Annotated in this window: 15 protein-coding genes; 3 read left to right on the forward strand and 12 right to left on the reverse strand. The window is 53.7% G+C overall.

From position 1 onward, the window contains the following. Nucleotides 1-9: 9 nt before the first annotated feature. Nucleotides 10-1,935: a murein transglycosylase gene (gene sltY / locus EDC54_RS11725; protein WP_165904298.1), complete on the reverse strand. Its 1,926-nt coding sequence runs from the start codon at nucleotides 1,933-1,935 to the stop codon at nucleotides 10-12. Nucleotides 1,936-2,260: 325 nt separating this feature from the next. Between sltY and ettA the strand changes: the two genes are divergently transcribed. After that, a complete protein-coding gene (gene ettA / locus EDC54_RS11735) occupies nucleotides 2,261-3,928 on the forward strand; it encodes an energy-dependent translational throttle protein EttA (RefSeq protein WP_132456370.1) in 1,668 nt (555 codons plus the stop codon). A gap of 75 nt (nucleotides 3,929-4,003) precedes the next feature. On the opposite strand, the gene EDC54_RS11740 is transcribed toward ettA, so the two are convergent. Beyond that, nucleotides 4,004-5,707 (reverse strand): methyl-accepting chemotaxis protein, encoded by a 1,704-nt coding sequence (locus EDC54_RS11740; protein ID WP_132456372.1) that lies wholly within the window; start codon nucleotides 5,705-5,707, stop codon nucleotides 4,004-4,006. 227 nt (nucleotides 5,708-5,934) lie between these two features. Beyond that, nucleotides 5,935-6,867 (reverse strand): LysR family transcriptional regulator, encoded by a 933-nt coding sequence (locus EDC54_RS11745; protein WP_132456374.1) that lies wholly within the window; start codon nucleotides 6,865-6,867, stop codon nucleotides 5,935-5,937. Nucleotides 6,868-7,005: 138 nt separating this feature from the next. On the opposite strand from EDC54_RS11745, the gene EDC54_RS11750 reads away from it, so the two are divergent. Then, complete coding sequence (locus EDC54_RS11750) at nucleotides 7,006-8,007, forward strand: zinc-binding alcohol dehydrogenase family protein (protein ID WP_132456376.1); 1,002 nt, start codon at nucleotides 7,006-7,008, stop codon at nucleotides 8,005-8,007. 42 nt (nucleotides 8,008-8,049) lie between these two features. Here EDC54_RS11750 and serA read toward each other — a convergent pair whose 3' ends face one another. Together serA and rpiA are read right to left on the reverse strand one after the other, a co-directional pair. Then, complete coding sequence (gene serA / locus EDC54_RS11755; protein WP_132456378.1) at nucleotides 8,050-9,282, reverse strand: phosphoglycerate dehydrogenase; 1,233 nt, start codon at nucleotides 9,280-9,282, stop codon at nucleotides 8,050-8,052. A 290-nt stretch (nucleotides 9,283-9,572) separates the two neighbouring features. Further along, nucleotides 9,573-10,232 (reverse strand): ribose-5-phosphate isomerase RpiA, encoded by a 660-nt coding sequence (gene rpiA, locus EDC54_RS11760; protein WP_132456380.1) that lies wholly within the window; start codon nucleotides 10,230-10,232, stop codon nucleotides 9,573-9,575. 250 nt (nucleotides 10,233-10,482) lie between these two features. On the opposite strand from rpiA, the gene EDC54_RS11765 reads away from it, so the two are divergent. Further along, nucleotides 10,483-11,376, forward strand: a complete 894-nt coding sequence (locus EDC54_RS11765; RefSeq protein WP_132456382.1) for a LysR family transcriptional regulator ArgP — start codon at nucleotides 10,483-10,485, stop codon at nucleotides 11,374-11,376. Nucleotides 11,377-11,433: 57 nt separating this feature from the next. Here EDC54_RS11765 and EDC54_RS11770 read toward each other — a convergent pair whose 3' ends face one another. From EDC54_RS11770 to EDC54_RS18065, 7 genes are all read right to left on the reverse strand, one after another. Continuing rightward, complete coding sequence (locus tag EDC54_RS11770) at nucleotides 11,434-12,159, reverse strand: oxidative stress defense protein (RefSeq protein WP_132456419.1); 726 nt, start codon at nucleotides 12,157-12,159, stop codon at nucleotides 11,434-11,436. Between the two features lie 186 nt (nucleotides 12,160-12,345). Further along, complete coding sequence (gene argO, locus EDC54_RS11775; protein WP_132456384.1) at nucleotides 12,346-12,960, reverse strand: arginine exporter ArgO; 615 nt, start codon at nucleotides 12,958-12,960, stop codon at nucleotides 12,346-12,348. Nucleotides 12,961-13,160: 200 nt separating this feature from the next. Continuing rightward, nucleotides 13,161-14,018 (reverse strand): small-conductance mechanosensitive channel MscS, encoded by an 858-nt coding sequence (mscS, locus tag EDC54_RS11780; RefSeq protein WP_132456386.1) that lies wholly within the window; start codon nucleotides 14,016-14,018, stop codon nucleotides 13,161-13,163. Between the two features lie 191 nt (nucleotides 14,019-14,209). Continuing rightward, entirely contained in the window at nucleotides 14,210-15,286 is a 1,077-nt protein-coding gene (gene fbaA, locus EDC54_RS11785; protein WP_132456388.1) for a class II fructose-bisphosphate aldolase, read from the reverse strand. 136 nt (nucleotides 15,287-15,422) lie between these two features. Continuing rightward, complete coding sequence (gene pgk / locus EDC54_RS11790; RefSeq protein ID WP_132456390.1) at nucleotides 15,423-16,586, reverse strand: phosphoglycerate kinase; 1,164 nt, start codon at nucleotides 16,584-16,586, stop codon at nucleotides 15,423-15,425. Nucleotides 16,587-16,657: 71 nt separating this feature from the next. Continuing rightward, nucleotides 16,658-17,674, reverse strand: a complete 1,017-nt coding sequence (gene epd / locus EDC54_RS11795) for an erythrose-4-phosphate dehydrogenase (protein WP_132456392.1) — start codon at nucleotides 17,672-17,674, stop codon at nucleotides 16,658-16,660. Nucleotides 17,675-17,948: 274 nt separating this feature from the next. Then, a partial coding sequence (locus EDC54_RS18065; RefSeq protein WP_230514508.1) for a transketolase-like TK C-terminal-containing protein occupies nucleotides 17,949-18,077 on the reverse strand: 129 nt, incomplete at its 5' end.

The following is an 18,077-nucleotide window of genomic DNA, read 5'->3' on the forward strand; positions in this document are numbered from 1 at the left end:
ATAGGGGGCTTAATAACGCCGCTGCCATTCCCCCTCCGTCAGCACATTCGCTGGTTGATGCAGGAAATAACGGTAGAAAACATCATAAGCCAGCACATTTTTTACATAACCGCGCGTTTCCGAAAACGGGATACTTTCGACAAACGCGATGACATCGATACGCCCAGCGCTGTTTTTCAACCAGGCGTTCACACGCGACGGCCCGGCATTGTATGCCGCGGAAGACAAAATGCGGTTATGACCGAATGTCTGATACACCGACTCCAGATAGCGTGTTCCCAGCAGAATATTGGTCTCAGGGTCGAACAGTTGGCTGCTGTTCGTGTAGAACGTGATATCGCTCATTTTGGCGGTATGTTGCGCCGTGGCCGGCATCAACTGCATGAGCCCCGATGCGCCGACAGGCGAGCGCGCTTTCGGGTTCCAGGCGCTCTCCTGACGGGCTATCGCCATCGCATAGCTCTGGCTAATCCCTTTGCCCTGAGTTTCACGACGAAATACATCGTTCCAGGCCAGCGGGAAGCGCTCCTCCAGATGATCCCATAGCTTTGCAACAATCGTGGCCTGAACGCTCAAATCAGCCCAGCGCTGTTCAAACGCATAGCGAGCCAGCGCTTCCTGCTGTGGCCTGCTGTGATTGGCCACCAGACCGACCCACTCGCTGCGCGCCAGATTATCCATCTGCCAAAACATCAGTTCCCGCACGCGGGCGACTTCCGGTAGCTGAGATAAAGAAGGGTCCGGCTTCACCGCCGTCATAATGGTCATCGGGTAACGCTCATGAAGACGCTGCGCCGCCACCATCGGGTAAAACCCGCGCGCCTGCATCAGGCCACGTAATAATGTCTCGCCTTCCTGACGTTTGCCTTGATCCAGCAGGACGATCGCGCGCCAGTAGCGCCATTCATCTTTTTGCAATGTCTCCGTCGGCAAACGCGCCATCCAGCTTATCAGCCCCTGACGATCGCCCGTTCCCAGCGCCATACGCACCCGACGTTCCAGTAACGTAGTCGACGCGCTCCGCTGTACCACGCTGTCCCGCCACCGCGCCTGCTCTGGCGTGGCGTCATTGCCCATCAAACGCCAGGCGATAGTTTCTTCCATGCTCTGGCGTTCCGCCGCACTCATTTTCTGCAAGCGGACGATAACCGGCAGCATCGAGCGGGCATTGTCGGCATCCTGACGCGCCACACGGGTAAAGGCCGATAGCGTGATTTTACGCGTGAAATCCGTTGGCCCAACGGTACGGGCAAAGCTCTCCAGCGAGTTCGGATCGCGCTGTAATTTGAGCAGCGCATCGCCCATCGTTTTATACTCGTCAGGCAATTGCTTTATCAGGTAACTCACCAGACTGCCGCTGCCTTCGTCCATCGCCAGACGAACGCGTTCCAGCGTCGTCAGCGGCGTTTGCTCGCCCGCCTGCTGCCAGACGGAAAAGAGCTTATCGCACACGGCGGGAAGCGAACGCCCGGTCAGCCAGATATCGCGAGTCGCCTCCCACACGCCCTGACGCTGCCCGGTGGCCCACTGAGCATAATAGAAGTTACAGCGGGCGCTGACCGGCTTCGGCGGCTGCGGGCTAAATGCCAGCAATCCGCGCCAGTCCTGACGACGGGCGAGTTCATTGACGAAACTGTTGGCAAGATTACGGGCAGGGGGCAAGGTCGGGTGCGTCTCAATAAACCGCTTCACCTGCGTCGCGCTGACCTGACTCAGATCCTGCGTGAGCGAGCGGTATTCAAGATAAGGATAAAGCGGGTAGCCGCGTAGCGTCGGCATTAGCTGCGCCACCGTGTCCATCTGGTTGTTGTCCCACGCCTGTCTGACCTGTTGATAACGCTGGCGCTGTTCATCCAGAGAATCCGCCAGTACGTGGCCAGAAGCCCCGACCAGACATATCGCCGCAACGGCGTACCACCAATGACCCGCTTTCATCGCCTGCACCTCTATCCGTTATCGAACCTGCTATCGGTATCCTTCATCGTATCGATACCTTTATACTAGCAAGATCCAGTGTGGCATATCATGGCAAACAACGATACGCGGATCCGTAAACCGATTCTGAATTCATCAGCCAGACAGACGTCTCAGATTGGCGACGGCGGATCGCCGGATAGCTGGGATCGCAGACTGAAACCCGTTACACTCAGCGATCGGGATAGTCTATCGCTGCCAAGGGGGTTCCTTGACAGTACAATGCTGCATAGGGTCCCCCAAGTGTGGCAAATCACACCAAATAAGAGAGAGGCGAAGTCGCAACGTGGCTCAATATGTTTATACCATGCACCGCGTCGGTAAGGTCGTTCCGCCGAAGCGTCACATTCTGAAAAACATCTCCCTCAGTTTTTTCCCCGGAGCCAAGATCGGCGTACTGGGGCTGAACGGAGCCGGTAAATCGACGCTGCTGCGTATTATGGCTGGCATTGATACGGACATTGAAGGCGAAGCTCGCCCGCAGCCTGGCATCAAAATCGGCTATTTACCGCAGGAGCCGCAATTAAATCCTGAACACACCGTGCGTGAATCGGTGGAAGAAGCGGTTTCCGACGTCGTGACGGCGCTCAAGCGCCTTGATGAAGTTTATGCGCTGTATGCCGACCCAGATGCGGACTTTGATAAACTGGCCGCAGAGCAAGGTAAGCTGGAAGAGATCATTCAGGCGCACGACGGCCACAACCTCAATAACCAGTTGGAGCGCGCAGCGGATGCCCTGCGTCTGCCTGAGTGGGACGCGAAGATCGCCAACCTGTCCGGGGGTGAGCGTCGCCGCGTGGCGCTGTGCCGCCTGCTGCTGGAAAAACCCGACATGCTACTGCTCGACGAGCCGACCAACCACCTGGACGCCGAATCGGTAGCCTGGCTGGAACGCTTCCTGCACGACTTCGAAGGAACCGTTGTGGCGATCACCCACGACCGGTATTTCCTCGATAACGTCGCGGGCTGGATTCTGGAACTGGACCGTGGTGAAGGTATTCCCTGGGAAGGCAACTACTCGTCCTGGCTGGAGCAAAAAGATCAGCGTCTGGCGCAGGAAGCCTCTCAGGAGGCCGCGCGCCGCAAGTCCATTGAGAAAGAGCTGGAATGGGTGCGTCAGGGCACTAAAGGCCGTCAGTCCAAAGGCAAGGCACGTCTGGCGCGCTTTGAAGAGCTGAACAATACGGAATACCAGAAACGTAACGAAACCAACGAGCTGTTTATTCCGCCTGGACCTCGCCTTGGGGATAAAGTGCTGGAGGTCACCAACCTCAGTAAAGCCTACGGCGAGCGCCAGTTAATTGACAGCCTCTCTTTCTCCATCCCCAAAGGAGCGATTGTCGGCATTATCGGCCCGAACGGCGCCGGTAAATCGACGCTGTTCCGTATGATATCCGGTCAGGAACAGCCAGATAGCGGGACGATAGCGCTGGGAGAAACCGTAAAACTGGCGTCGGTCGATCAGTTCCGCGACGCGATGGACAACAGTAAAACCGTCTGGGAAGAAGTCTCTGGCGGGCAGGACATCATGCGTATCGGCAACACTGAAATGCCGAGCCGCGCCTACGTTGGCCGTTTCAACTTCAAAGGGGTTGATCAAGGCAAACGCGTTGGTGAACTATCCGGCGGTGAACGTGGCCGTCTGCATCTGGCAAAACTGTTACAGGTAGGCGGCAACGTGCTGCTGCTTGATGAACCCACCAACGATTTGGATATTGAAACCCTGCGCGCGCTGGAAAACGCCCTGTTGGAATTCCCAGGCTGCGCCATGGTGATCTCGCATGACCGCTGGTTCCTTGACCGCATCGCCACGCACATTCTGGATTATCAGGATGAAGGCAAAGTGGAATTCTTCGAAGGTAACTTCACCGAATACGAAGAGTACAAGAAACGCACTCTGGGTGCTGAAGCGCTGGAACCGCACCGTATCAAATACAAAAGGATCGCGAAATAAGCGATCGCCGCATCCTGTCAACGCATGGCCCGCAACGCGGGCCATTTTTCTTTCCGATAACGCTTGTCAGTGCAATCAGAAGGTTTCCCAATTCTGATTGTCGCGCCCTTTACCGCCGACGGCGGCAACTGCCATCACGGGGGCCAAACACGGTTGCGGCATGACTTTCCGCTGCTGTACATTTCGTTGCTCAACCGCGCCGGACAACTTAAATACCGCGACCGCCTGCGTCAAACGCGCCGCCTGCTCTTCAAGTGACACAGCCGCTGCCGAGGCTTCCTGCACCAGCGCCGCATTTTGCTGCGTTGCGCTATCCATTTCGGATACCGCCTGACCCACCTGCCCGATCCCCCGGCTCTGTTCGTCAGAGGCCGAGTCAATTTCCCCCATAATGTCGGTGACGCTAATCACCGCCCGCACAATTTCATCCATGGTGAGCCCCGCCTGTGACACCAGCCCTGCTCCGGTATCGACCAGCCTGCCGGATTCACCAATCAGCGTTTCGATCTCTTTCGCCGCCTGCGCACTACGCTGCGCCAGATTGCGAACTTCGCCCGCGACAACGGCGAAACCACGCCCTTGCTCCCCTGCCCGCGCCGCTTCAACCGCCGCGTTAAGCGCCAGGATATTGGTCTGGAAAGCAATGCTGTTGATGACGGTGGTGATCTCAGAAATGCGTTGTGAACTGGTGGAAATATCCCGCATAGTCTCCACCACGTTTTTCACAATCTGCCCGCCTTTCTCGGCTTTACCAGAGGCATTTTTCGCCAACTGGCTGGCGTGATGGGCATTGTCTGAATTTTGTTTCACCGTCGCGGTTAGTTGTTCCATGCTCGCCGCCGTTTCCTCCAGCGCACTCGCCTGTTGCTCGGTGCGCGAAGAGAGATCGACGTTACCCGCCGCAATTTCTGACGCCCCCTGATAGATCGAGTCCGCCCCTTCCCGCACGATGCTGACCGTATTGGTGAGTTCTGCCTGCATATTCTGGATATTCGCGCCCAGAATACCGATCTCATTGCGCCCCATCGGCATAGGGGGCGGCGTCAGATCCCCCGTCGCAATCTTCTGGATACGTTCAACCAGTTGGTTGGTGGGCGAGATAATGACATTGCGCACCATAATATAAGCCATCAATGCCATAATCATTGATAAGACAAACGAGCCCGCCATCATCCCGTTACCCAGCTTAGCGTTCTCCTCCGCCCACTGATTGATAGCCTGCGCGGCTTTTGTCAATTCACTGACTTTCTTACGTACAGGGATGCTGAACGCTTCATCCAGCGTGCGCGCCAGCGAGTTTTCCAGTGTAATAATGTCTTCAAACCCACCGTCCTTCGCGGCTTTTTGCATGGTAAGAATCGCGTTATCGCGGTAGTTGACATAAGCCTTGAGGATGTCTTCATCCAGCGCATTTTCGCTCTCCCGCCTGTCTGCGCGAGCGAGATATTCATCGAGACGCTTTTGTGAACTGTTGATGCGGGTAGCCGCCTCCGTGTAAGCGGCGTTGAACACCTCACGATCGTTAATACGGCTCGCCGCGCCAGCCTGAATGAGCAGCAGTCTGACCACCCGTAGTTGGTCAAGGCTGCTGCTAATGCCAGCACGAATATCAGACAGTTGGTTAGCCCGATCGAGAGAATCATTACTTTGTTTTAAAAAATAACTGGCGGTACCAATAGAAAGCGCGAATAAAATCAGGATAACTGAAAAAAGAGTAATAAATAACGGAATAAGATTTATGTTATGGATATAACCAAGTTTCCGTTCATGAACAAACATCGATTGAATTCCTATTTTCACCATCACTGGTATAACACTATCCCTGTCCTTGTCGGTTGACAGAGCCCCGATATCAACGTGACAACCGCGCCACGCAGAACATCTCTTTCATAAAAAGCCAAAAAGAACCCAGAAGGTTATCGGCACGTTCAATCCAAGACACACTTAAAATAATCTGATAGAAATCACGTTTCAATAAAATTTAACGAGAATAAAAATAAATGAAATTAATGGCGCGCAGCACCAGCGTCGTTCTCCCTATTCAGACGGGTTGAATCTTTATTCGACGCCAGATGCTGCAAAACAAAATCGATGAAGCATGCCAGCGCGGGAGAATTGAGCTTGCGGCTGGGATACACCAGATAAAGCTCATTGGCTTCAGCTTGCCATTCCGGTAAGACCCGGACCAATGCGCCAGAAACCATCTCATCCTGACAGAGAAAATCCGGCAATAGCGTAATCCCTGCCCCCGCGATGGCGCACTCGCGGGCATAAAGCAGATTATCGGTGATGTGCGCTTCGGGCAGTAGCCAACGGTACAGCGCCGAGCCGCGATGTAGTAGCCACTCCGTCCAGGCATGATGGGCAATACAGCGGTGTTGTTGTAACTGCTGAGGATGGCATAACGCCGGGTATCGGGCCAGATAATCCGGCGAGGCTAACAAATAGCGGGGAGTCAGCCCTAGCGCACGTCCAACGAGCGAAGAGTCGTCAGGTTTGCCGGTACGAAAAGCGACATCAAACCCCTCCTGAACCAGATCGACCCTGTCGTCTGAAATCAAAACGTCCAACGATACTGCTGGAAAACGCTGCTGAAACTCGGCGGTCAGTCGCGCCAGCAACGTGGCACCCAATCCCGCTGGGCTGGTGATGCGCAGCCGTCCACTGGGGCTGTCGCGCAGATGCTGCACGGCCAGATCGGCTCGCTCGCTGGCTTGCAGCATTTCGCGACAGTGGATCAGATAACGCTCGCCGGCAAACGTCAGGTTCAGCTGACGCGTGGTGCGATTAAGCAAGCGCAGGCCGATCCGCTGTTCAAGCTGGCTGATGCGCAGGCTCAGACTGGACTTTGCCAGCCCGGCTTTTCGCGCCGCCTGTGTGAAACTGCCACACTCGGCCACCAGCGCAAACAGCGCCATATCCTGCCATTGTTTAAACATAATTGTTCACCTCAGACGAACACTGAATTATTTATTGTCCATCTTATCAGCCCTATCCCGGTGTTCTACACTTTGTTCTATTCACTGGAACCGTGTCTTATTTACAAAACTGCATTCTGAAATAGTAAGGAACAAACCATGAACGCTCATGCCATCGCTGTTGACCCACATTCTCCAGAGAACTTCATCGCCATTTCACAGGACATCCCTGAACCGGGCGAATACGATCTGCTCGTTGAGGTGAAAGCCATTTCCGTTAATCCGGTCGATACCAAGGTCCACGCCGGGCTGCGTCAGAATGGGTTGCAACAGCCGCGTATTCTCGGCTGGGATGCCAGTGGCATCGTGCTGAAAACGGGCCGCGCCGTTAACAACATTCAGGTCGGCGATGAAGTCTGGTACGCCGGCGACATCACGCGCGCCGGCAGCAACAGTACACACCAGTTGATTGACTCACGCATCGTCGCACGCAAACCCGTGTCTTTAGATTGGGCCGCCGCCGCCGCGCTGCCGTTGACGGCATTGACGGCATGGGAAGGCCTGTTCGAACATCTGAAAATACAGCATGCCAGTGAGGAAAAAACGTTACTGATTATCGGCGGCGCAGGCGGCGTTGGTTCCCTCGCCATCTCATTAGCGGCCTTGCGCAGCCCGGTTCACATCATCGCGACCGCCTCTCAGCCGGAGTCGGCTGAATGGTGCCGCCAGCGCGGCGCGCATCGGGTTGTGGATTACCGCAATCTGGTGGAGGAACTGGAAAAAGAAGGCATCAGACAGGTCGATTATATTTTCTGCCTCAACGACACCGACGGGCACTGGGAGTCCATCAGCAAACTGATCGCGCCGCTGGGGCAAATCTGTACCATCGTGGAAAACAAAAAACCGCTTGACCAAACGGCGCTGAAACTCAAAAGCGCAGCGCTGCACTGGGAATTCATGTTTACCCGCAGCATGTTCACCACACCGGACATCGCGGTACAGGGAGACATTCTGCACGAAATCGCACAGTTGGTTGATGCAGGAAAACTTCAGGGAACCGCCAGCGCGACGCTGCACGGGTTAACGGTGGAAACGCTGAAACAGGCTCATGATAAGGTGCTGGAAGGACATATGCGCGGCAAGGTCGTTATCGCGCTCTGACGGCGCAGCCAGCCCCTTTCGGGGCTGGCTGATGATCCCACATCAAAACAACAGACGGGCACGAATGGTGCCGGGAATCGCTTTCATCAGTTGCAGTGCCGTTTGCGCGCCGTCGGTTTCGACGTCAATCACCACGTAGCCAATTTCAGGGGTTGTTTGCAAATACTGTGCGGCAATATTAATGCCCTGTTCAGCAAAGATCTGGTTAATCTGAGTAATGATCCCCGGACGATTTTCGTGAATGTGCAGCAGCCGACTGGCGCGTGCGCTATGAACAGGCAGGGAAACTTCCGGGAAGTTTACCGCAGACAACGTAGAGCCGTTGTCTGAATACTTAGCCAGTTTTCCAGCCACTTCATCACCGATGTTTTCCTGCGCTTCCTGCGTGGAACCGCCGATATGCGGCGTGAGCAATACGTTGTCAAACTCGCAGAGCGGCGAAAGGAACGGATCGGTGTTCGTCGCCGGCTCCTGTGGGAATACGTCGATGGCGGCCCCGGACAGATGCTTGCGGCTCAACGCGTCACATAACGCGGGAATATCAACCACCGTGCCACGCGCGGCGTTAATCAGAATAGAGCCCGGTTTCATCAGCGCCAGTTCTTCCGTGCCAATCATATTCTGCGTGCTCTCGTTTTCCGGCACGTGCAGGCTCACCACATCGCTCATATTCAGCAAATCAGACAGATGGCGTACCTGCTGGGCATTACCCAACGGTAATTTGCTCTCAATATCATAGAAATAAACGTGCATACCCAGGCTTTCAGCCAGAATACCCAATTGCGTACCGATGTGACCGTAACCGATGATCCCCAGCTTTTTACCGCGAGCCTCAAACGAGCCGACAGCCTGTTTATGCCAAATGCCGAGGTGAGCTTTGGCGTTCGCCGCCGGGATACCGCGCAGCATCAGCAACATTTCGCCGATCACCATTTCTGCCACGGATCGGGTATTGGAAAAAGGCGCATTAAAGACCGGAATACCACGTTTTGTCGCCGACGCCAGCTCAACCTGATTCGTCCCGATGCAGAAACAGCCGACGGCAATCAGTTTTTCCGCCGCGGCAAAAATCTCTTCCGTCAGATGGGTACGCGAGCGAATGCCCACAAAATGCGCATCGCGGATAGACGCTTTCAACGCGTCTGGATCCAGCGCGCCTTTGTGGAACTCGATATTGGTGTAACCGGCTGCACGCAGGTTATCCAACGCGCTCTGGTGTACGCCTTCCACTAACAGAAATTTAATCTTATCTTTTTCCAATGATACCTTTGCCATTTCCCGACCTTATTTTCAGACTTCAAATGCGAAAGTGTGCTAGACAGTTCTTGCCAACATAACAAAAATTACGCCGTCAGCAATACAAACGATTGCTTCGCCGCAATTAGCCCACTGGGAAGCTCGACTAATTTATGGCAAAAAATATTGCCAAAGAGGAACATCGCCATATCGACGACAAACAAAATAAGAAAATGTGATATTAAGTACCAAAAATGAGCCGTTAACTAAATGGTTTTTTAGCTAAAAAATTTTTGACGCGGCGTCACCGCGCCGGAATGAAGATGCACTCATTTAACAATGGTTTTTACGCCATCAGCCGTGCCGACTAACGCGACATCAGCCCCGCGGTTGGCGAACAGCCCAACGGTCACGACGCCCGCAATACCGTTAATATGGTTTTCAATCGCCACCGCATCCATAATGTTCAGGTTGTGCACATCGAGAATGACGTTACCGTTATCCGTCACCACGCCCTGACGATAGACCGGCTGTCCGCCCAGCTTCACCAATTCCCGGGCGACATAAGCCCGCGCCATCGGGATCACCTCAACCGGCAGCGGAAATTTGCCCAGAACATCGACCAGCTTCGAGGCATCAACAATACAGATAAACTGACGCGAGATGGCCGAAATGATCTTCTCTCGGGTCAGCGCCGCGCCTCCACCTTTGATCATCTGCATATGCCCGTTAATTTCATCCGCACCGTCCACATAAACATCCAGAGAATCAACCTCGTTGGCGTCAAAAACCGGGATACCCAGGCTTTTCAGTTTCTCCGTTGAGGCGTCCGAACTGGAAACCGCGCCTTTGATTTGGTGTTTTATTGAACCCAATGCATCAATAAAGTGGGCGGCCGTCGAGCCGGTACCCACGCCGACAATGGTGTCCGGGCGAACGTAATCAAGCGCCGCCCATCCCACTGCTTTTTTCAGTTCATCTTGCGTCATAGTCTGCTTTAAGCCTGTAAAATCGAGATACGAAAACGTGTGCGTATTATAGAACAGGCACGCCGGAAAAATCGTGCGAATTCACTCAATGTCCTCCGTATGATAGCGGTCTCGCCATTCTGAATCGTAATTTCACCCGCGCCAGTAAAAGGAACCGCGCACCATCGCAGAATAAGATTTCTTCAAGATAAACCCGAAAAATGTGGCATAGTGAAAACAAAACAGACTCATTCAGGGGATTTTGACTTTTATGAAACGCCCGGACTATCGCACGCTTCAGGCTCTGGATGCCGTCATCCGTGAACGTGGTTTTGAGCGCGCCGCCCAAAAGTTATGTATTACTCAATCAGCCGTTTCTCAGCGCATCAAACAGTTGGAAAATCTGTTTGGCCAGCCGCTGCTCGTCAGAACGATCCCGCCTCGTCCGACGGAGCAAGGGCAGAAACTGCTGGCGCTGCTTCATCAGGTGGAATTGCTGGAAGAAGAATGGTTAGGGAATGAAACGAACAGCGACATTCCGCTGCTGCTATCGCTGGCGGTCAACGCCGACAGTCTGGCGACCTGGCTGCTGCCGGCGCTAAAGCCGGTACTGGCGGATTCGCCTATTCGTCTCAATTTACAGGTTGAAGATGAAACACGCACGCAGGAGAGGCTGCGCCGGGGCGAAGTGGTCGGCGCGGTGAGTATTCAGCCTCAGCCGCTACCCAGTTGTCTGGTCGATAAGCTGGGCGCGCTGGACTATCTGTTTGTGGCGTCTCCTACCTTCGCCGATCGTTACTTTCCCAATGGCGTGACCCGCTCGGCGCTGCTACGCGCCCCTGCCGTCGCGTTCGACCATCTGGATGATATGCATCAGGCTTTTTTACAGCAGAATTTTGATTTATCCCCCGGCAGCGTTCCTTGCCACATTGTGAATTCATCGGAAGCTTTTGTGCAATTGGCGCGTCAGGGCACCACCTGCTGTATGATCCCACACTTACAAATCGAGAAAGAGCTCGCTAATCACGAGCTCATCGATTTAACGCCGGGATTATTTCAGCGTCGCATGCTCTACTGGCACCGATTCGCGCCGGAAAGCCGGATGATGAGGAAAGTGACGGATGCCCTGCTCACACACGGTCATCAGGTATTGAGACAGTCATAACGCCAACGGGCCTGTTCAGACTGGCCCGTTGACATCATCACCACATTCAGTCGGCCATCACGGCGCGCGCTGTAATTCAAATACCACATCAACCTGATCGTCGAAGTGGATCGTTTGTTGTTCGTAGGTTTGCGCCACTTCGTTTTGCGTCGCTGCATCTGCCGTTTTAAACATCCGCGCGATAGGCATCGGCTGATAGTTGGCGACATGGTAGCGAATGCTGTAAATCGGCCCCAGCGTTGCCTTAAAGCCCTGCGCCAACGCCTCAGCCTGTTGCGTCGCTTGTTCAATGGCTTTCTTGCGCGCTTCATCACGGTAGACATCCGGGTTGGCAACGCCTAATTCCACCGAGCGAATCTCATTCAGACCCGATTTCAGCGCACCATCCAGCAGTTCATTCAGTTTGTCTAATTGACGCAGCGTCACTTCCACCTGACGCACCGCCCGATAGCCTTTCAACACCGAACCGCCGGTTTTCAGATAGTCATATTCTGGTTGCGTACGTAAATTCGCGGCGTCGATATCTTTTTTCTCAATGCCATTTTTATAAAGAAAATCAATGTATTGTGCAACACGAGCATCAACCTGCTTTTTCGCTTCCGCCGCGTCTTTCGATGACACATTGACCTCAATCGCCAAACGCGCAATATCCGGCGTCGCATCAACGCTGGATGTTCCTGACGTCACGACGTGCGGGCCATCCGGCAATTCCGCAGCCTGCGCGGCCATCGACATCCCGCCAAGCCCCATCACGGCAACCAGCGCCAGCGCGTTTAGCCTCATCATACCTCGCTTCACACTCTCTCCTTAACTTACGTTTCGCCACGTATACGACCGGCAGATTTTTCTACGTCAGACCGCATATTCCAGAATGAAAGATATAGGGATATCTTTTACCCATAACATAATGCATTACCGACTCCACACAATATAGGTGAATTTCTGAAACGTAGCGTAAGGCAATGTCATTTATTGCCAACCCTGGCGCGCCAGCTGTAAGGCGATTCCCCACATGACCACGCCGACAACAGCATTAATGACCCGCTGTACCCGCGGCGTATTCAGCCACGGCGCTAGCCAGGCAGAGAATAGCGCCAGCGAAAAAAACCAGACAAAAGAGGCGGTAATCGTTCCCAAAGCAAACCAGCCTCGGGCCTCATCGCTAAACTGGCTCCCCAAACTCCCCAGCACGACAAACGTATCCAGATAGACGTGAAGATTCAGCCAGGTCACCGCCAGCAGGGTGGCAACGATCCGCCAGCGACTTTGTTTCATGACCTCGGTACTGGCCAGCGTGATATTTTTGCTGAAGGCTGTTTTCATCGCTCCCCAGCCAAACCAGAGTAGAAACGCGACGCCTCCCCAAGTGACCAGCCCGAGCATAAGCGATGATTGGCTGAGCAACATACTGCCACCAAAAATGCCCGCTGAGATCAACACCATATCGCTAAGCGCACACAGCAGCGCCACCATCAGGTGATACTGACGGCGGACGCCCTGATTCATCACAAACGCATTCTGCGGGCCCAACGGCAGGATCATCGCCGCTCCCAACAGAGCACCCTGTAAATACACTGCCCACATACCGTTCTCCACTGTTGTTTACTGTCGTGCCGGGGGAGTGTAGGAAGGCGGGTGAAATAAGGGAAATTGAAGATTCTAATTATTCATTAGAAAAATGAATGTCACATCGTTGAAAACACGCGTTCTGAGGAAGAAAGCTGGCAGCGTATGCGCTATGCCAATATCGACATAGCGCATAAGCAACGATGTATGGCGGGAATTTATTCCGGCTGTTTAGCCGATTGAACGTTATGCAGATGCACATCCATCTGCGGATAAGGAATGCCAATACGGTGTTCATCCAACGCGCGTTTGAAACGCTCCAGCAGATCCCAGTACACCACAGGTGCATCGCCGTTGGTCGTCCACACCCACACCACAAAATTCAGCGATGACGCCGCCATTTCGTTCAGACGGATCGTCACGCCCTTGTTGTGCTGAATGCGATTGTCCGCAGCAACAATATCTCCCAGCAGCTTTTTCACCACGTCGATATCGGCATCGTAGGCCACACCGACGATGATCTCAGTGCGGCGGTCAGGCTCACGCGAGCTGTTGATAATATTGTCGGCGATGATCTTACCGTTCGGCACGACGATGATTTTGCCGTCAGCCGTGCGCAGCGTCGTCGAAAAGATCTGTACCTGTATCACGGTGCCGGACACGCCGCCCAGATCGACCCATTCGCCGGTACGAAAAGGCCGGAAGATCACCAGCAGTACGCCGGCGGCAAAGTTGGCTAATGAGCCCTGCAACGCCAGACCGACGGCCAGACCCGCGGCCCCCAACACGGCAATCACTGAGGCCGTCTGCACGCCAATCCGGCTCAATACCGCGATCAGCGTAAACGCGATAATCCCGTAGCGCACCAGCGCGGACAGAAAATCCGCCACCGTTGAGTCAATAGAACGGCTAATCATCAGCTTATTGATGGTACCGGAAACAAGCCGGGCAATAACAACCCCCGCAATAAGTATCACCAATGCGGCAACAATATTGACGGCATACTGTAAGAGTAAGTTCTGATGTGTGGCAACCCAGTTCCCGGCCTGCTCCAGACCGGTATTAAATTCTTCCATTTAAATGCTCCTGTTTTTTAACCATTGAGAAAGCATAACGTCCACCGGTAAAATCGCAACACCCGCTAACGGTATTCAACACGGCATCATAACGGTCCGAATAGCGCTTTCCTGCCAGAGAAAAATAACAACGCCTGAAAAATAAAGGCTCCCGCAGGAGCCTTCGCATAGAAATCGGTTCTATTTCTTACTTACAGTACGTCAACGGCGTTCAGCTCTTTGAAAGCCTGTTCCAGACGCGTAACCATGCTCGCCTGAGCGGAACGCAGCCACACACGCGGGTCATAGTATTTCTTGTTCGGCTGATCGGCGCCTTTCGGGTTACCCAATTGGCCTTGCAGATACGCTTCGTTATCTTTGTAGTATTTCAGGATACCTTCCCAGGTTGCCCACTGGGTATCAGTATCGATGTTCATTTTCACTACGCCGTAGCTCACGGAGTCTTTGATCTCCTGAGCGGAAGAACCGGAGCCGCCGTGGAAGACAAAATCCAGACTGTTGTGCGGCAGGCCATGTTTTTTGGAAACATAGTCTTGAGAATCACGCAGGATCGTCGGCGTCAGCTTCACATTACCCGGTTTATACACGCCGTGTACGTTGCCGAAAGAGGCCGCGATAGTGAAGCGCGGGCTAATGGCATTCAGTTTGGTGTACGCGTAGTCAACGTCTTCCGGCTGGGTGTACAGCGCTGAAGCGTCCATGTGGCTGTTATCCACACCATCTTCTTCGCCGCCGGTGCAGCCCAGCTCGATTTCCAGCGTCATGTCGATTTTGGCCATACGCGCCAGATACTTAGAACAAATTTCGATGTTCTCTTCCAGAGATTCTTCAGACAGGTCGATCATGTGAGAAGAGAACAGCGGTTTGCCAGTGGCCGCGAAGTGTTTTTCACCTGCGTCCAGCAGGCCATCAATCCACGGCAGCAGTTTCTTCGCACAGTGGTCAGTATGCAGAATCACCGGCACGCCATAGTGCTCGGCCATTTGATGCACGTGATGCGCGCCGGAAATTGCGCCCAAAATTGCCGCCTGCTGACCTTCCGCTTTCAGACCTTTACCTGCGATGAATGCGGCGCCGCCGTTAGAGAACTGAACGATGACCGGCGCACGCACTTTGGCTGCGGCTTCCAGCACAGCATTGATTGAGTCGGTACCGACGCAGTTCACTGCCGGCAAGGCGAATTGGTTTTCTTTTGCTACTGCGAAAACTTTCTGAACGTCATCACCAGTGATGACACCGGGTTTTACGAAATCAAAAATTTTAGACATGTCACGTGTCCCGTTTCGTTGGCCGTGGAGGGTTAGAGAAATCGATGTTTAATCGACAAGTTGCGCCGAGACAGGCATCACCACCGCATGCCCGGAGCAACCGGAGGAAAGGGAAAAGCGCCCTTCCCTTAATTAATTACTGCTTAGCGCGTTCTTCCAGCATAACCACCGCCGGCAATTTTTTCCCTTCGACAAATTCCAGGAATGCGCCGCCACCGGTAGAAATGTAGGAGATTTTATCGGCGATACCAAACAGATCGATCGCCGCCAGCGTGTCGCCGCCACCTGCAATAGAGAAAGCATCGCTATCGGCAATCGCCTGTGCGATCGTTTCGGTCCCTTTGCGGAAGTTAGGGAATTCAAAGACGCCAACCGGGCCATTCCACAGAATGGTCTTGGCGTTCTTCAGAATTTCTGCCAGACGATCGGCGGACACATCGCCCAGATCCAGAATCTGCTCTTCATCTTTAATTTCCGTAACGGACTTCAGCGTCGCCGTTGCAGTTTCAGAGAATTCTGACGCCACGCGCACATCGCTCGGTACGGGGATGTCGCAAGCGTCCAGCAGTTTTTTCGCTTCAGGGATCAGATCGGCTTCGTACAGGGATTTGCCGACGTTGTGACCTTGTGCTGCCACAAAGGTGTTCGCAATACCGCCGCCCACAATGAGCTGATCAGCGATTTTCGACAGGGAATCCAATACGGTCAATTTGGTAGACACTTTAGAGCCGCCAACGATAGCAACCATCGGGCGCTCTGGCTTGCTCAGCGCTTTACCTAACGCTTCCAGTTCACCGGACAACAGCGGGCCGGCGCAGGCGATAGGCGCAAATTTACCCACGCCGTGCGTAGAAGCCTGCGCACGGTGAGCCGTACCAAATGCGTCCATCACGAACACATCACACAGCGCCGCATATTTTTTGGACAGCACTTCGTCGTCTTTCTTTTCGCCTTTATTAAAGCGGACGTTTTCCAGCACAACCAGCTCACCCTCAGCAACGTCAACGCCGTCCAGATAATCTTTGGCCAGACGTACAGGCGAAGAGAGTTTATCTTTCAGATAGTTAACAACAGGCAGCAGAGAAAACTCTTCATTGTACTCACCTTCAGTCGGGCGTCCCAGATGGGAAGTGACCATGACGCGAGCCCCTTGTTTCAGCGCGGTTTCGATGGTCGGTAGGGAGGCACGAATGCGCGCATCAGACGTCACTTTACCTTCTTTTACCGGCACATTCAGATCCGCACGAATAAGAACGCGTTTGCCAGCCAGATCCAGATCGGTCATCTTAATTACAGACATGGTGAATCCTCTTGTTGATTCTCTTTTAAAGTTGCTTGAGCGAGACGGCGACCCCGATCGCCATCGTCGTACTAGAAACCGCAGGCTGCCATCGCGCGTGTTGTATCCAACATCCGGTTGGCAAAGCCCCATTCGTTATCGCACCAGACCAATGTTTTAATCAGATGCTGACCACTGACCCGTGTCTGTGTGCCATCAACAATAGCACTGTGCGGATCGTGGTTAAAATCAGCCGACACTAGCGGCAACTCGGTATAATCAACTATACCACGAAACGACTCATGCGCTGATTTTTGCAATAATGCATTAATTTCATTCACGTTTACGGCTTTCCTGACGCTGACGCTCAGGTCAATTGCCGTCACGTTAATCGTCGGCACCCGCACCGATATCGCCTCAAAACGATCGACAAACTGTGGAAATACGCGGGTGATCCCCGCCGCCAGCTTGGTATCCACTGGGATGATCGACTGACTGGCCGCGCGCGTTCGCCGCAGGTCATGGTGATATGCGTCGATCACCGGCTGATCGTTCATTGATGAGTGGATCGTCGTTACCGTACCATTCTCAATGCCAAAAGCATCATCCAACAGCTTGATAATCGGAATAATGCAGTTGGTCGTACAAGATGCATTGGAAACAATGCGATGTCCGCTTTCCAACTGATGGTGGTTCACACCAAACACGACCGTCGCGTCCAAATCCGTCGTTCCCGGGTGAGAAAAGAGCACTTTCTTCGCGCCAGCGGCCAGATGAGCCACGCCATCTTCCCGGCTACCGTATACGCCACTGCAATCCAGTACAATATCCACACCGAGTTCCCGCCAGGGCAACGACTGAACCGCAGCCTGATGCAGCAACCGGATGCAGTCATCTCCGACATAAAGCTGATCGCATTCCTGACGTACATCCCACGCAAAACGGCCATGGCTGGAATCATATTTGAGCAGGTGCGCCATGCCTTCCGCACTCGCCAGTTCATTAATGGCGACAACGCTAATTTCGGCTCGGCGACCGGATTCATACAACGCACGTAAAACACTGCGGCCGATTCGACCAAAACCGTTTATTGCAATACGGATTGTCATGGCGTTCCTTTGTGTTATCACCGGTATAGCAGCCGATAGAATATACCCCAGAGAACCCTCTGTAAAACGCGCCAAAGCAATAACTGAAACGCTTCAGCCAGCATAAACGAATTAACAGGCAAAAGAAATATTCTCATCGGGCATACGCCAGAAGAGTGACTTGCGTCATAAAAAACGCCCACTGTCTACGGAGCGAATCCAGCAGGAAACGTAAAAAAAACCGCCGGCGTTAGCCAGCGGTTGCATACATCAGGACGACGTTAACGCGGCACTGTTACTTCAGCAATGCCTGAGCCTTCGCGACCACATTGTCTACCGTAAAGCCGAACGCTTCAAACAGCTGTTCTGCCGGCGCTGATTCGCCAAAGCTTGTCATCCCCACAATCGCGCCGTTCAGGCCGAC

The organism is Samsonia erythrinae (assembly GCF_004342665.1).
In the GTDB taxonomy this organism is placed as follows: domain Bacteria; phylum Pseudomonadota; class Gammaproteobacteria; order Enterobacterales; family Enterobacteriaceae; genus Samsonia; species Samsonia erythrinae.